This is a genomic window from Pseudomonas sp. Emmai, from assembly GCF_055179735.1.
Genome location: NZ_CM143685.1, coordinates 3,659,253 through 3,675,017, shown reverse-complemented (window position 1 = coordinate 3,675,017; position 15,765 = coordinate 3,659,253). Strand labels below are relative to the sequence as shown.

The window sequence follows — 15,765 nt, the reverse complement described above, 5'->3', positions numbered from 1 at the left end:
CGTTTGAAAGGAATCAATATGTCGAGCTGGTCCGACCTCATCTACATACACGGCAACGTAGAGGGGGCTCGCGCAGCCTTTGAGCTTGCGTGCGAGAAAATTATTCGGGTTAAAAATCCTTTAAAAAACGTCCGAGGCATACGAGCTAGTCAAGGGGATGGAGGCATTGATATATACGTAGGCGACCTCGGAGTGGCCCCGATTGATGTTTACCAGTGCAAATATTTTATTGACGGCGTTGGTGACTCACAAAAGCAGCAAATTCGTGACTCATATACTACCGCCGCTGGCTCCAAGGTTTTTCAAGTTAAAAATTGGTATCTCTGTTTGCCAGTCAACTTTTCCCTTAAGGAGGCTGATTGGTTTGACTCATGGGCGAAACGTTGCCCAACACCTGTCTCTGCTTTACCACCCGCGGATTTGATTGATTGGGCTGAGGATTCGGGACTCGCTTCAACCATATTCAAGCGAGCCGACTCCCTCAAGCTTGATAGGATCGTGGAAGATCTCAAGAAGCAAAATCGCGACCCGTGGGCCGTGTTGGTTGAGGAAACCGAATCTGATTGTTATAAGATCCTTCTAACGCTGTTGCGAAAGCACCACTCATGTATTGCCAACAAATACTCCCACCTCGATGGGTATTTCCTACGCGCAGAATCTGGCGACAGACTTTATGCTTGCGAGTACCTGAAAAGCGTTCTGGTCGGACCACTGCCGGACAATGAAAAAATCTGGATTCTAAACATGCTCAGCGACGCTACATTGGAGCCAATAGCGTTTCGATTCATCCGTCGCTACGACGCGCTTGTTGCAAAGGCACCTACGTTCAACCGTTTGGAGGAGCTATCCACAAGTGAGTTTTACTCAACCTGGAATTTTCTTCGCTCCCCAACGCTGAAGTCTCTACGCGAACGAGCGTCCTGGCGAGTGACGTTTCAGTAACGTTTAGCACTATCTGCTAAGTGTCTGAAGAGACTCCTGAACCTCAGCAATTACCGCTTGCTTGCGACTTAGCGACCCTGGCGACTCCACGATCGGCGTTGCCAGCTTCTGAAATGCGGCGAGGTACTTTCACCTTCAGAGAAAGCAAGAAATGAACACCAGCAACAAAGGGGGGCTGGAGTCATTCGGATTATGTACGGACTACCGTATCAACCTGCGCAACAATCATCTGGAAAGCATGTAGTAGTTAGTTGGCCTAGTCAGCACTACTCCTAGGTAGCCCTGGTCTTCAAGGCTACGGCTTAGCTCTGCTGAGTTGACCATTACCATTCGCCCCGCATCCAGCCTGCGAACAGCCATCGCACATACGATGGAGGATGCATCTACTCCAAGGCGCGCGTCACGTCGCCCCCCACAATCTTCCCTGAGGGCTCCGACCTTGAGGGCGGAAGCCCTTTTTCGTCACAGGAGCTTCCGATGACAAATACTTCTCCTAACGCCGGCACCCCAAAAGTAAGATCTAAGAGCCGACGTCTAGAAGACGAGCTTGTCCAACAGGCCATTACGGTTCTTGAAAAACGGTTATTCAAGCGCGGCACCTACCTCGCAAACCCAGAACAGGTGGGTCAATATTTACGGCTACAACTAGCACGTGAACCCCACGAAGTCTTCGCTGCTCTATTCCTCGACTCACGTCACCGGGTGCTTGCATATGAGCCGTTATTTTTCGGCACGATAGATTGCACGAGAGTGTATCCACGACAGATTCTGTTACGGGTACTCAAACACAACTGCGCAGCTGTTATCCTTGCTCACAATCACCCTTCCGGAGACAAAAACCCGAGCAGAGGTGACCTAGAGATCACTTCAGCCCTGGTTACTCTGTTAGAACAGATTGACGTGAGAGTTCTCGACCACTTCATCATCGGAGAAGGTGAGCCTTACTCCTTCGCAGAAGCTGGTTTGCTCCGAAAAAGGGTTAGCTAGAGCTGCCGTCTGTAATTTTTATCAAAGCGCCCTCCAGGGCGCTTTTTTCTGCCCTACAAAAGGCCAATCAATAGGGAGATGCACCAAATCCTTTTTTGACAGGAAGACATGTCCCACCACTGCTTCACTGCGCACACCGTTATGCGCAGGATCAAACCATGCCCCTCCGCCACTCGAAGACTTTCCGTTTCATCGCCGTTGCTACAGCAATGGGACTTCCACCGTCAGCATCCGCCATCAACACCGCATCGATCACCGCTTCCAGCCTTTCCCCCGACTGCATCGCCTATCGCGTGGTCGGCATCTGCTACTGGCTCTACTGCACCAACTTCGGGTGCGAAGTCGAAACTTCCCCCAAGATTCGTCACTACGTCCCTGACGCGGTGGTATCGAGCTACAGCAGCACAGGGGAAAATCCCTGGTCCGAAGTCAACGCCATGAGTTCGCCAAATGCCTACGCGCGCGGTGGCGGCGATGGCAACGCAGGCATCAGCCACGAAAACGACCTCTCCAAGTTCAAAAATGCCGACGTCATCGGCCATCCTGGTGGCGCAACATTCAGCCAGTTCGCAGGCCAGTCCGGCTACAGTTGCCCGGGTGCCGGCAAGATCCTCATGCCCTATTTCCTGAGCACGCTGGACAGCATCGCCTGGCGCAACAACATCCCCGAGCTGGTGTTCCCAGAAGCACTGACTCCAGGTGTAAGAGAGATCGGCAGTCGGACCAGTGCAAACCTGTGGGGAGCGGTTTACCCGCGAGGTGGATTCCTGCATGGCGTCGACGACTACAAAAGCGCCGCTGTGGTTGCCCAAAGAGCCGGCGATATCGTCACGCGTCGCGGCCAAATCCACGTTTACCAACCACTGCTGGGCACCCAGCAGGATGGTTACTGGCCAGCTGGCCCTCTGAAAGAAAGCGACCCCGGCAGCGGAAAATGGCAGGAACTGACACCCAGTCAATCTCAAACCTGCGCCGTATTTCCAAACAACCTCCCTCACGTTCAATCCCCACGAGGCGACTACGCCTGGGCCCTCTGGCGGCCCTACAGCTGCTGCGAACGTAAGGGACAACTTTTTCTAGGAAGTACAGATTTCGCAGGAGCGAACGAATGAAAATTGCTGACCTGCACGTTTCGACACCACGACTCACAAGCACCCGAATCCTGATCACCGCCCTGCTTCTCTCAGCCACCACCGTACACGCCGCACAAACCCAACTGAACAAGGACGGTATCAATCACAGCGGATCGGTGATCGGCGACGAAGTGCTCTACAGCATCGGCGGAGGACGCGCCGTGTCTATGAGCGGTGCGGCCACCATGGACAGCATCACAGTCGGTGCCGGTTGGGACACCAACCTGATCTGCGGCGACATGAGCCTGGACACCACTGTGCAAAATCAACTGAACGGTGCCACCAAAGGCTTTAAGTCGATGATGAGTACCGTGATCCAGAACGCAACCAGCGCCATGGCCTCCCTCCCAGCACTGATTATCCAACGAGCCGACCCCGGTTTGTACAACCTGCTCACCAACGGAATCCTGCAAGCACGACTCGATTTCGATCGTTCTAAATCAACCTGCCGAGCCGTCGCCGAACGCATGGCCAATGTCGCTGGCGGTCAACTCGGCTGGGGCGAATTGGCCGAAGGCATGGCGCTCAGCAACACGGTCAAAAGTCATGACGCAGTCGCGGCAGTAGAACAGGCCGAGACGCAGCGAGGTAACAACGGCGTGCCTTGGGTCGGTGGCAACTCGGCCGGGGGAAAAAGACAACCCCCCATCAAAGTGGTTTCCGATGTCACCCGGGCTGGCTTCAACCTGCTCAATGGTCGCAACGTCGATGATCGCGCCCCTATATCCAAAGACTCCTGCGGCAATCGACTGAGCTGTCAGACCTGGTCGTCCCCCCAAGAAGCGGAGACTTGGGCAACTCGCGTGATGGGTGAGCGCGAACACCAAACCTGCGACAACTGCACCAAAACTCAAACCAAAGCTGGAGTGGGCCTTACACCACTCATCCAGGAAGAGTACGACGCCAAGCTCCAAGTCCTGGAAGCGCTGCTGAACGGGAGCAAGCCCACCTCGGCAGAACACCTGATGGCAGCCAGCAGCCAATCGCTGCCCATCACCCGCGGCGTGATCGAAGCGCTACGCGATGAACCTGACCAAGACCTGCTAGCAAGACGCCTTGCCTCCGAGGTGGCGCTCTCCAGCGTCCTGGAAAAAGCACTCCTGTTGCAGCGCACCCTGCTGACCGGACGCAAGGAACCTAACGTTGCGGCCAACGAACTGGCTCAGCAGGCCATCAACACCGAAAGTGATGCCCTGACACAGGAAATCAACAGCCTTAAAACCGAACTCGAGCTGCGCCGCACATTGGCAGGCAACTCGCCGATGATGCTGATCCAGCGCCAAAGTAACCGAGCAGCTGGCTCGCGTGGCGTCTACCAGGGCGACCCGGTGCGCAACCGTCTGGACCTGATCCAACAAGCAACACCCAAGGATCAGTAACCATGAAACAACCTCACGCACATCGAACACCCAAAGCGCTGGTCATCTTCTGGGCGGCACTAACGATTCTGGTGATCGTCATCATTGGCCTGCTGGGCATTGAAGAGGCCAATGGCATGAACAGTTGGAGTCACTTGCTGAAGTCTCAGGCGACTGCGCTATTGATCTGGCGTCTGGCCCTATACGGCGCCACCGCTTATGGCTGGTACCGGATGCGTCAGCGCCTGAACGCCGAAGGACTCTCCCCCCAACAGCATCAACGCCTGCTGTGCGCAGAATTCGCAGCCGTGGCGGCCATTGCCTTGCTCGAACTGCACGGCCTCCGCTAACGACCACGGACGATCCCATGACGCTCTATACCAATGACTACCTGGAGTATTACCTGACGCTAGTCGGGTGGATCGTCAACAACGGTATCTGGGAACTGCTCGTTGCCAGCGGCGTGTTCGCCTTGCCCTTCCTTGCCATCATTCTGCAAGAGTGGCTCAGGGCGAGAAGCGAAGGCGCCGATGAGGGCAACAAAGGTGTCCTATCCTCACTGCGCATCGAGAATCGGGTTTGGGCTGCGATCGTGGTCATCATGTTCGCAGGTATCCCTTTCTTCGAGGTGGACTTGAACACCATCGAGTTCGACAGCACCCGGTCCTCGCAATGCCAAGTGAGCGTCGCCAAACCGCAAGACACCCGTTGGTCCAACACCTTTACCACCCTCAACAACCAGAGCGCAAAAGTGCCTGTGTGGTGGTTCTTCATGCACTCATTGTCCAAGGCCATCACCGGTGGGTCCATTGCGGCAATCCCCTGCGGAACGGATTTGCGACAAATGAGGATGGACATTGACGCTGCCCGCATCGACGACCCGATCCTGGCTCAGGAAGTGGCTGACTTCAGCCAAGACTGTTACGGCCCCGCCCGCGCCAGAATGTTCATGAACCGTCCCAACCTCACCGACGAACAGATGGACGACATCAACTGGATTGGGTCAAAACAGCTGGTCAACATCAGCGGTTACTATGATAGGTATCATTCCAAAACACCTCGCAGCCGTTGGCCCTTCAACTCAACTCGAGATGCGGGGCTGACGCAGGTTCCCGGTGGTGGTGGCTACCCAACTTGCCGCCAATGGTGGTCGGACGCCAGCGTCGGATTACGAGCAAGGCTCGTGCAACAAGTAGACCCCGGCTTGCTCACCCGCCTCAGCAACTGGGCGCGCTTCGTCAGCAAAACCGACGCTGACGACGCCGTCATTCGCTCCGTCGTCTCCCCCCGTCAACAAACGCTGAACCAAGGCCAGGTCTACACCAGCTATGGTGGTGAGATCGACATGTCCGCCTCGAACATAACCGCACGCGCAGCCTCCGACCTGGGCCTTACGGCCGGCTCGATGGCATTCTTCCCCGCAATGGACGTCGTGCGCCAAGCTCTGCCCATGGTGCTGTCATTCCTGAAGATGGCACTGACCATCTGCATCCCGCTGATCCTGGTCATTGGCACCTACGAACTCAAAGCCCTGGTGACCATCAGCTGCGTGCAGTTTGCCCTCTTCTTCGTCGACTTCTGGTTTCAACTGGCCCGCTGGATCGACAGCACCATCCTCGACACCTTGTACGGCTGGAACTCACCGCATAGCAATTTCAACGTGCTTATGGGCATCAACAACTCGTTCGGCGACATGCTGCTGAACTTCGTGATGGCAACAATGTTTTTGATTCTCCCGACATTTTGGATAACCGCTTTGTCATGGGTTGGCATACGAGCTGGAGGAATGATTCAGGGTCTGAGCCAAGGTGTATCAGATGCGAAAACAGCTGGGGGGCAAGGTGCTGGACTCGCCCAGAGATTGATCAAGTAGAGGCTATGGCATTTCATCAGGATCATGCGGATCGATCCTGTTGCCTCCTCGGTCGTAAAGCCCAAAACCCGATAACCCATCGCGCCACTCTGTGGATTCGTCATTCATGCTCGTATCAGAATTAAGAGCAGCATAGGCGCCAACGGTAGCCACAACGACGATTAGAGTGATCCAGAACGCAACATATAACAGAGCGATGATGACTACCGCCTTCAAAATCCACCCAAGGATCCTAGAAACCTCGATAGGGATACCTTTATTTTGCAGCCATTGCATTGTCTTCTCCTCATACCGGAGATAGCCCCGCCACCGACGCCCAAGCCATCGGCCAAATTGCATCGCCTTTGTAGGATTGTCCCTTTTCGTCATTGCACAACCTCCTTGTCCGTAAACGTTTATCCATAAAAAGGGGTCGCGCGCGAGCCAATTGACCCTGGCAGCGCCCCGCTAAAATGCGCAGCCTCAAAAAGGTAAATGGAAAAATGGAATGGGCCAAGGGAATGGAGCACAAGGGGAAAGGCCCTACCCGAAAAGAAGAAAAGGCCTTCAAATCGATCAAACCAACAGGGTAAATCATGTTCTCGCTGTTTCATCGCAAACAACGGTCACCTCAAATCGAAAGCTCCCCCACCGAGCAATCATCTTCAAAAGGATTGACCGCGCCTCAGTCAGCCCAAGCGCTGCTTTCGGAACCCCGCAGGCAAAAACTGCTTGATCACATTTGGCAGCGAACAGCCCTCTCCCGAGCGCAGTTCAACAAACTGTACCTCGACCCCATCGAGCGCTACGCCGAACTGGTGCAGCAGCTCCCAGCGTCTGAGAGTCACCATCATGCCTACCCCGGCGGAATGCTCGACCACGGCCTAGAAGTCGTCGCCTACGCGTTAAAACTGCGGCAGTCGCACTTACTCCCCTGCGGTGCCCAGCCGGAAGTACAGATCGCCCAATCTGAAGCCTGGACTGCGGGTATCGCTTACGGCGCTCTGGCCCACGACCTTGGAAAAATAGGCGTTGATCTGCACGTTGAATATGCAGACGGTTCAGTCTGGCATCCATGGCACGGCCCACTCTCCCGCCCCTACCGCCTCCGCTATCGTAAGGACCGACAATATCGATTACACGGCGCAGCGGCAGGCATGCTCGTCTGCCAGCTTCTGAATCGGGAAATCATGGATTGGCTCTGCACGTTCCCAGAGCTTTGGGCTTCCCTCATCTACAACCTGGCAGGTCAGTACGAACACGCTGGAGAGTTGGGTTCACTCGTGATGCAAGCCGACCAAGCATCAGTAGCCCAAGCACTGGGTGGCGACCCAGTCAAAGCCCTGACAGCGCCAAAACACGCGCTACAGCGAAAGCTGCTGGAAGGCCTACGTTACCTGCTGAGCAAAGAGCTGAAAATCAACCAACCTCAAGCCTCTGATGGCTGGCTCACTCAAGATGCTCTTTGGCTCGTCAGCAAAACTGTCTCAGATAAATTGCGTGCGCATCTACTGTCCCAGGGCATCGATGGCATACCCGAGAAGAACACCGCCGTATTCAATGTTCTACAGGACCATGGAATCGCTCAGCCCAGTACCGACGGTAAAGCCATTTGGAAAGCCAACGTCACGAGTGAGAACGGTTGGTCGCACAGCTTCACCTTTCTCAAGCTGTCTCCAGCACTGATCTGGGATACAGGAGCGCGACCGGAAGCGTTTAGCGGTAGCGTCATAGTCGATGCCCCCGACCTGCCAACCATCCCTACTGAGCAGGTTGATGGAATTACGAGCACACCTTCAAGAGGAGATAAAACAGCCCCGGCGCGCACGACCCCGCCGTCACCCGCGCCGCTAGATTCAGTCGATATGCTGATGGACCTATTAGGCTCCCCGCCACCAAATATGGATGAGCCTGGCAGCATTGAGGACGTTGCGTTACCCACCGTAGAAGTGCCGCCTCCTCCGATTTATGCAGATCCGTCAGGCGAACATTTTATGCAATGGTTTACTCAGGGTGTTCAAACGCACCGCATCATAATGAATGACACCAAAGCCTTGGTTCATAGCGTCAATGACACGATCTACCTCGTCACACCGGGGGTCTTTCAACGGTACGGCCAGGAACACCCGCACTTAGCTCGCATCGCAAAACAGGAAAGCCTGTCCGATTGGCAATGGATACAGAAACGCTTCGAACAGATGAAGCTCCATCGCAAGCAACCCAATGGTCTCAACATCTGGACGTGCGAAGTCACCGGACCGCGCAAGACCCGGCGCCTACACGGATACCTGCTTAAATCACCCGGAGGTTTGCTGAATGAACTGGCACTGAATAATCCCTACCTAAAAATCGTGACGCTAGGTAATGCTGAGGAATCACCACATCCATCAGCGAAGACTCGGTAGCCAGTATTAGGCACGAGGTTCATTCACTTAATAGAGGAATAGCCTCACATTCTTCTGAAGTGACTCACATCAAAATTCACGTACCAGGTCATGTTCTGCATTTGTGGATTTAGTGTTCAGTACCTGTGCTGAAAAAACTACATCGGGACTCGACGTCTGCCAAATCATCACCCTCAGCAAGCGTCATCGAAACCGGTCAAGCAATCGACGACGCTATTGAGGCTCGGTGCTCAATGTGCTGCGGGCAATCCTACGTCGGACCCTTTATGGTGTTGCAGCGCGCTTTCAGGCCTAGCAAGAAACTCATCTACCAACGCCTTATTCTCCACCAACGCTTGTTTCTCCGCAGCGGTCATCAAGTCCTGCATCAGCGACTGGTAAGCCTGACCAACCTTTTCATACCCAGAATGATTTAGATGAAGTTCATTTATCCAATCACTTGATTTGATAATTCCACGTAGATCAATGTAGTGCACATTAGCGTGAACCTTCGCGACGTCTGCCAGCATTTCGTTGAACACATCGATGACCCGTGTGATAACCCCCATTTGAGTTGCGGGGTCAATAATGCCCTTGGCGGTCAGGGAGGGACGCAGCCAAGGGCCGATAAAGCGCCAAGGCCCAACAGTAATGACGCCCTTTCCTGTAGGAATCGCATGGCCGTAGCCATGAAGAATTATTTCTATACTGGGAAGTGTGCTCTTCACCGACTTGATCATGAAGTCGTAATAGTCGCGAAAGACCTTCTTGAACATGAAGTCCAGAAAATCCAAGCGCAGAGGTTCATTTGGGTACAGACCTGCATGATTAAGGTAAGGCGCAAGCTCGGGGCCAGCGATATCATTTCCACCCCCGGAGAAGAGAAAAAATTTAGGTTTAATGAGCCTAATCGATTCCAAGACCTTCGCGTGTTCTGCCGGGTGACGCTCCCAATTACGCCCACGGAATTCAGTACCAAAAAGCATGTTTTCCAAAGTATCCCCCGCAGTGCCATAGTTCTTGATGGCAAATCCACGGTTCTTCAGAGATTGGATGATGTCGTTGCCGATATAGTCGAACCAGGAATCACCTTGCGCGACAACACTTATGCCTGCCCGAAATCCAATGTTGCTGGTAATACTTGACCTTGTGGCAAGGCTCGACAGTTGAGATGGCAAACTATATGGCTGCGCGCCGGACATCCCCGACGTGGTTGACAGTGAATGAAGTTGCGTTTCATAAACCATATCTAGGAGGGCTAAACGAGCGCTTTCTCGGTTTTCCAGATCATCGTTCATGATTGCTCCGTATTTAATCTTCAGTCGCGACTGTGATAGATACTGGTAAGGCCGTATTTTGTGAGACGGTTTGCTGACCAATACAGCTGGCCTGGACTGAAGGAGGAGCCTTACCCGCAGTCATAAACACCGTTTGTAACAAATGCTCCTTAACTTCCTCCCATGGGGTTTTCGCATCAACGGCTTGCAACACCCAAGCTCCGACCTTGATGGGATCATTTGCATAGACATGCTTACCTGATTCAGCGTAGCTATGTAGCCATCCGGGAAAGATGTCCTTGCTACTGTGAAAATCCTCGTCTTGTTCGTTATAGTTGTAAACGTCACTCAGGACAGCGTAGCGTTCACCATCAACGATCTGATCAGTTCTACATGTATGCCCAGGTGAAAATGAGTCTTGAAGAATGTGAAATATGCTGCCTAGCGCTACGTCTGGAGTCCTTTGGTCTCGCATCGCATCATCTCCGCTCGGTCTAGCGAACAGAGTTCGAATCTTCGTGTTGGCTGGATCTTGCAAACAGTAATTTTCGGCAATGGATGGGAGGCTGAGCGCCGCCTGCTGTTCTGCTGTGAAGGGGGCCGTAGGAGGTATATCCCCCGTGGCAACTTTGTAAGCGAACTCAATCCACCCGAGTGACTTCCGCAGTGTTTCGCCTAAACGCTCGCCTTTTTTTGCTTTGCCGTCGGCGTTACTCATGAAGTGCAGGTACTGAAGCCTCCCAAAATGTGAATTCCAAGCGAGGTGATCCTTCTTTAGTACCGAGCAACTATTCATACCCCCTTCATAACGCGCCGAGTTATTTCTGAACAGTGTTCGGAGGTTGCCAAGCCCATGTCTGAAGTCGCTTCCCGAACCCCACAGATACATCAATGGATCATCGTTCCACCAGCTACCGAAGATGATCATGTAGGTATGATGCTTTGGTGAGCCTGGACTTTTAGACCAGACGGGGTCAGTCATGTAGTTAAGTACTTGCTGGCGTGGCTTATCCCGAGCCGGCCCATTCGCGGCATTCACTAGAAAACCAGACCCTCGATATTCATCGATCGCGAAATTGGTCATATGCTCGTGGACGGTCAACCGCATTTTTTCGGGTGCCCACCCGCATAGATTCCTATCTCTGATTTTCTCAGCCTCAAGGGCGCCGTCGTTGTAAACCAGCACCCTCAAACAAGGGTTGAGTTTGAACGCCCATGCGCTACCACAAGCGCAGAGAAGCGAGAGCGCGGTAGCTATAACAAAAAATGGTCTTCCAGTTGGCCGCATAGCTTGCTCCATGACTTAGTGGCGATTTGCAATGAGGCTAGGCGGGAGTTTGGAAAACTCAAGCGTCCCAGCAAAAAAAGGAACGCTCTCCTCGTAATGGCACTTTATCGAATTTGGAAATTACAACCGCAAACGTTAATGCGACCTAGGATTCAGACGTCTTGATGAGTATTTGTCCGGCGGGATGCGCTGATGGTTTTGGTAGCAGACGTACCCATCTTCTCCCCTGCGCACCGACGCCCTCCCGACGTGAACCTCTGCTGAAATGCAACGGATCGAGCTCGAAATGCTGTCAACGTGTGCTGATATCGGATAAGCGTCTGCCCTACTCACGTAGCATTAGTCGAACAGGTACCTGTGAGCGAGACAGCAATTTCTCGACCTCACCGCAACGCCATTCTAGACACAGTCAGTAACCGGTTTGTGGATTGACAGAGAGCGAGCAAGAAAGCAATTTAGGTGCATGTTTTGCTGACATGTTCAGCTACATGCCAAGCCGTCAGGATCTTCGAGTCGGCGCTGCGGATTACCGCAGGATCCACCCAATGACCGCATAGCTTCCGGTAGCGCGGTCAGTCGACTAAGTCGATGGAAGCACACTTTTTCTAACCCACGACGGGCCTTCCCGTCGTGGGTAGGCCTTTGTAATTTTTTGGAGGCCTTATGAGAATGGAACTGGCTCTATATCAAGCGTTGATCGCAATCAACGTGCCTGAGCCGAAAGCCCACGCCGTAATCGAAGCATTGGAGTCCGATTTGCAGACGTCAATCGCAACCAAAGCAGACATAGCTCTTTTACGAGCTGAACTCGCTCAACTTGAAGTTAAGCTCACTATTCGTATGGGTGTCATGCTATCCGCAGCAGTCGGTATCCTCATCGCTGCCATGAAATTTATTCACTGAATCATCTACCAACGCTAGATCTAATCCAGACCACCTGTCTTACGACAGGTGGTTTTTTCATGCTCGTCTATTTAGCGACAACAGCTTCCGAGGCGCATCCAATTTTCTGGGACAACTGACCACGTTTTGATTTCAGACCCGTTTGAACAACCTGTGGCAAATTGCTCCACAGAATCAGACCCGAGCGCTCTTCGATCTCTTCTACCGTTACCTGGTAATCACAGTAGCTCGCGGACCGTGGGGTGCTTTGCTCCATGATGAAGGCAGCATAGAGGCCGCTAACAGGCGTGCTGCCAGTGAAAATCACTTTCCAGTAGCCGCTAGGGATCGTGTGAACCTTATTTGTGCCTGGTAGTGAGCCGATGCTCTTTTCGTATAGGGGGCCTGTTGCCACGTAGACGGCATCAATGTCAGGTGCCTTGCTAAGGATGCGCTCCTGATCCTCCAAACGTGCCCAAGCGCCTTGGTTCAGGTCGGCTTTTTGCGGGGTGATGTTGGTGAGGTAGTTTAGGGTCTGCCAATCGGAGACGCCTCCCATAGATGCAAGGTTTGCTTGGTGGCCTCGGTCTATTTTCAGGGCGACACTGGCGCCGTTGTAGTCGACTGGATTTAGCGTTTCTCCGGCGGGAACGTCGGGGTCGGTTTTCCAGTTTCTAGGGCGCCCGCTGGCAGGGGTTTCATTTGTGATTTTGTAGGCAACCCAGTTGGCGAATTTGGTTGAGCCGTTGTTGTTAAGGGTATATGCCTGACGATTGAGGATCTGCTCGCTTCCGCCTGAGGGGCAGCCTACTGAGCAGTTGTCGACAGCTACAGATGGTGCCAACTGAAGTTGCTCTGAATTATTGGAAACGTCAATCGGTTGGGAAGCGGTGCAGGCCGCTAGCAGTGGGATCGCGGCGATGGATAGTAGCTTGAGCTTATGCATTCCTTGCATCGAAAGATCTCCTGAAAATGGCCGCAGAGCTTAATGACTACCTGCCAGAAAGGCCACATCGTCGATATGCCAATTTGTGTCATGAAATGCAAGGACTCATTTCCGATTCGTCATAGTCCGTCGACGGCTATTCAAATATTGCCTGGCAGCGATCAGAGCGAGGGTCTATGCGCGATGTAAATCGGCCAGTTCCTGAAAGAAACGGCAACCGAGGTCGCGGTCGGGGAGGTGCAAAAGAGTTACCGGCACGGAGATTCACCCTAGCTCTCTCTAAAGCCTCTAAAATCAAGCAGATTGCTCGCCTGCCCTAACCAGGTTTAATCACTGCGTATAAATACCGGAGTATCTGCACATACACGGCTATCGCGGAAAGGATTTTTAATACGTAGAAAAAATTTGTTGGCCAATTCAAGAAGGCTGGAGCTAATAGTTCAGCCTCTTGGTCGATACCCTGTTTCTCTTTGGATCTGCTAAAAACCGCCCACGTCGCAGAACCGTATAGGTATTGCATAAAATCCAACGCTAAGGCACAAATAACCCAAAGCAGCGCCCAGTAAAGCGCCGTTGGAAGGGTGGTCATTCCTCCGGCCTCCTGCTTGAAAACCCCGTGGGAATTTTAACACTGCCGAAGAAGTCAAAGATATCCTGGAGTCACCCTTACAGCACGTAATTCACAGTTGAGCAATAGCCCCAATGTGTTCGGAAAGCTCCGTCGAGTCTCGGATGGGCTTAGAATCCCTTAATATCTTCACCAGTTGCAACAACTGACGACCCTGAGCTAAGGGCATTTGTATATCGAATTATACTGTGTAGTCATCGTCTGTCATATCCATCGGATTTCTCCACTCAACCTAGTCGTTTGCCGCCGCGTCCCACAAGAGCATTTTTTGTGCGTGCCCCTGTGGGGAATGGCTGTCGTAAACCGAGCCTTAGCAGGCCGGCGTCTCGTGCCTCCGGGCTTCCATGCCACACGCCTGCACACTTTGCTTGCGCCGCCATCTGAATAAGGTCGCCTCGAGCACCACTCGAAATAAAATGCTCTGGTTTGTGCGCAGAGAGCCCCCCCTTGAACTCAAACCCGGCCATCACCGAATATAAATTCTTTTACATAAGGTTCAAATTTGTAAAGTTTGTATTCATCGGGAGCTGCCTCAGGAATAAAAAACCTTTCGCTGTCATCCCTACCAAACTTTACAGAAAAGCTGAAAATATCGATTTTCTTTGAGAAGGCCCACCCCCAAAGATATCCCCAAAATCCGTCTTTTCGTCTTAGGTCTGCGGCTACGTATAACCCATAGTCCTGCCGAATCCATTCAAGAATCTGTGCATTGCTTGAGGCTACAACTCCTCTATACCTAATATCCCAGCCCTGGCTTGATTGGGTATCGGTAGACAAAGAGGCTCGCACGTCTAGCCCCATGCCAGGAGCTTTGTAGGTGGGCGTATCGGTGTGATTAGGCAATGCGAACGCGCCATCGACAACGTTCACTTGATCACCCGGATGCATTGAGGCCATTCGGTGATTAGCATAAGTAAAATCATCGTTAGAGTTTACATCGCTCAATAGCTCTTTAGGGCCTAGCGATCCCTCGTAAGTATGCGGAATCGCTGCCAATTTCTGTCGATCCGTTGCCTTGTCGTACTTAAGGGTCAAAACTGCATTTTTTGCCGCTTTCCTTGAGTCATTAAACAAGACTATTTCAACCGGCACCATGATCTTCGCCGCCTCAGGCAACCTGGGTATAGTGTAGAATACGTATACTGGCTCCCCCTTTCTTAGGGGCACACTGTGTATATACAGTGTAGTTTCGCCCGACCACTTACCGTCTAAGAAATCACCCACAACCGTATACGCATGCGGCACCAAAGAAGCTAGAAACAATATTAGTATGGCGACTGGATGCGATTTAATATAATTAATCGACCTTCTAAATTTTGTCTCTAACGCGCCTTTCCGTGACTGCTCTCGACGCCCGTGCGCTCCTGACCGTTTCTTTCCCCTGGCCAACGTACTCTCCTGTAGTAGTTTCGATACCGCATCTTTATCGGCCCATCAGAGGAAAGCTTGAAAAGGATGTCCACTGGGCACCGCAGGAATGATCTTCAGAGCCAAAGATGGGCTCCAGCTATCTACCTAGGTGTACTCTCTGGTTGATTTCGCTGCACGGGTAGGGATTGGAGTATCGCCTGCAAAGCTATGAAGTATTCCAGCACTGATAGCCGAGACTACAGCTTGCCCATAAAAAAGGGCCCCGCAGGGCCCTCAATTTGCACTCAAACTTTTACCGGGCCAGCCAGCTCTCGACTGTCTCGGAACCGTGCTCGGCTTTCCATTCTTTCAAGATTTTGTGGTTGCCGCCCTTCGTCTCGACAACTTCGCCCGAGTGAGGATTTTTGTAAACCTTCACGGCGCGAGCCTTACGGGAGCCCTTGGTTTCAGCAGCTGCTGGAGCACGGCGGTTTGAAGAATGCGGATCGAGAATCGCGACAATATTGCGCAAGCTGTAACCATACTCACCTAGCAGGTCACGAAGTTTCGTTTCGAATTCAATCTCACGCTTCAAACCATCATCGTTTTTCAGTGTTTCAAGCTCTGCCAATTGGGCAGCAAGCTGTAGTTCAAGCGCGCGGAATTCAGCGAGACGGGACATGTAACACCTCAGATATTTAGTGTTGCCAGTATAGTCAGCACTATCCAGAGTAGACA

At 52.7% G+C, this 15,765-nt stretch carries 15 protein-coding genes; 8 read left to right on the top strand and 7 right to left on the bottom strand.

The features are described from left to right. Positions 1-18 precede the first annotated feature (18 nt). From ACY4LX_RS16815 to ACY4LX_RS16790, 6 genes are all read left to right on the top strand, one after another. The gene (locus tag ACY4LX_RS16815; RefSeq protein WP_463257113.1) at positions 19-942 is read left to right on the top strand and encodes a hypothetical protein; all 924 of its coding nucleotides are present in this window, start codon (positions 19-21) and stop codon (positions 940-942) included. Positions 943-1,419: 477 nt separating this feature from the next. Continuing rightward, on the top strand, positions 1,420-1,929 hold the full coding sequence (gene radC, locus ACY4LX_RS16810; protein WP_463257112.1) for a RadC family protein: 510 nt from the start codon (positions 1,420-1,422) through the stop codon (positions 1,927-1,929). 209 nt (positions 1,930-2,138) lie between these two features. Next, positions 2,139-3,041, top strand: coding sequence for a TIGR03756 family integrating conjugative element protein (locus tag ACY4LX_RS16805; protein WP_463260608.1), 903 nt, complete (start codon positions 2,139-2,141; stop codon positions 3,039-3,041). Then, on the top strand, positions 3,038-4,441 hold the full coding sequence (locus ACY4LX_RS16800) for an integrating conjugative element protein (protein WP_463257111.1): 1,404 nt from the start codon (positions 3,038-3,040) through the stop codon (positions 4,439-4,441). The genes ACY4LX_RS16805 and ACY4LX_RS16800 overlap by 4 nt, the downstream gene beginning before the upstream one ends. A 2-nt stretch (positions 4,442-4,443) precedes the next feature. Continuing rightward, positions 4,444-4,770: a hypothetical protein gene (locus ACY4LX_RS16795; protein ID WP_463257110.1), complete on the top strand. Its 327-nt coding sequence runs from the start codon at positions 4,444-4,446 to the stop codon at positions 4,768-4,770. A gap of 17 nt (positions 4,771-4,787) precedes the next feature. Next, a complete protein-coding gene (locus tag ACY4LX_RS16790; RefSeq protein WP_463257109.1) occupies positions 4,788-6,293 on the top strand; it encodes a conjugal transfer protein TraG N-terminal domain-containing protein in 1,506 nt (501 codons plus the stop codon). Between the two features lie 3 nt (positions 6,294-6,296). Here ACY4LX_RS16790 and ACY4LX_RS16785 read toward each other — a convergent pair whose 3' ends face one another. Then, positions 6,297-6,662 (bottom strand): DUF3742 family protein, encoded by a 366-nt coding sequence (locus ACY4LX_RS16785; RefSeq protein WP_463257108.1) that lies wholly within the window; start codon positions 6,660-6,662, stop codon positions 6,297-6,299. 206 nt (positions 6,663-6,868) lie between these two features. Between ACY4LX_RS16785 and mobH the strand changes: the two genes are divergently transcribed. After that, entirely contained in the window at positions 6,869-8,677 is a 1,809-nt protein-coding gene (mobH, locus tag ACY4LX_RS16780) for a MobH family relaxase (RefSeq protein ID WP_463257107.1), read from the top strand. Positions 8,678-8,907: 230 nt separating this feature from the next. Here the strand turns inward: mobH and ACY4LX_RS16775 are convergent, their stop codons facing one another. Then, positions 8,908-9,954, bottom strand: a complete 1,047-nt coding sequence (locus ACY4LX_RS16775) for an SGNH/GDSL hydrolase family protein (protein ID WP_463257106.1) — start codon at positions 9,952-9,954, stop codon at positions 8,908-8,910. A 13-nt stretch (positions 9,955-9,967) separates the two neighbouring features. Continuing rightward, positions 9,968-11,221 (bottom strand): hypothetical protein, encoded by a 1,254-nt coding sequence (locus ACY4LX_RS16770; RefSeq protein ID WP_463257105.1) that lies wholly within the window; start codon positions 11,219-11,221, stop codon positions 9,968-9,970. Between the two features lie 663 nt (positions 11,222-11,884). Here ACY4LX_RS16770 and ACY4LX_RS16765 point away from each other — a divergent pair. Next, complete coding sequence (locus tag ACY4LX_RS16765; protein WP_463257104.1) at positions 11,885-12,124, top strand: hypothetical protein; 240 nt, start codon at positions 11,885-11,887, stop codon at positions 12,122-12,124. A 67-nt stretch (positions 12,125-12,191) separates the two neighbouring features. On the opposite strand, the gene ACY4LX_RS16760 is transcribed toward ACY4LX_RS16765, so the two are convergent. The 4 genes from ACY4LX_RS16760 to ACY4LX_RS16745 form a co-directional block, all read right to left on the bottom strand. Then, positions 12,192-13,058: a DNA/RNA non-specific endonuclease gene (locus tag ACY4LX_RS16760; protein ID WP_463257103.1), complete on the bottom strand. Its 867-nt coding sequence runs from the start codon at positions 13,056-13,058 to the stop codon at positions 12,192-12,194. A 307-nt stretch (positions 13,059-13,365) separates the two neighbouring features. Beyond that, a complete protein-coding gene (locus ACY4LX_RS16755) occupies positions 13,366-13,638 on the bottom strand; it encodes a hypothetical protein (protein WP_463257102.1) in 273 nt (90 codons plus the stop codon). Between the two features lie 492 nt (positions 13,639-14,130). Beyond that, positions 14,131-14,772: a hypothetical protein gene (locus tag ACY4LX_RS16750; protein WP_463257101.1), complete on the bottom strand. Its 642-nt coding sequence runs from the start codon at positions 14,770-14,772 to the stop codon at positions 14,131-14,133. 568 nt (positions 14,773-15,340) lie between these two features. Then, positions 15,341-15,709 carry a histone-like nucleoid-structuring protein, MvaT/MvaU family gene (locus ACY4LX_RS16745; RefSeq protein ID WP_463257100.1) on the bottom strand — a complete coding sequence of 123 codons (369 nt, stop codon included), beginning with the start codon at positions 15,707-15,709 and terminating at the stop codon, positions 15,341-15,343. Positions 15,710-15,765 lie beyond the last annotated feature (56 nt).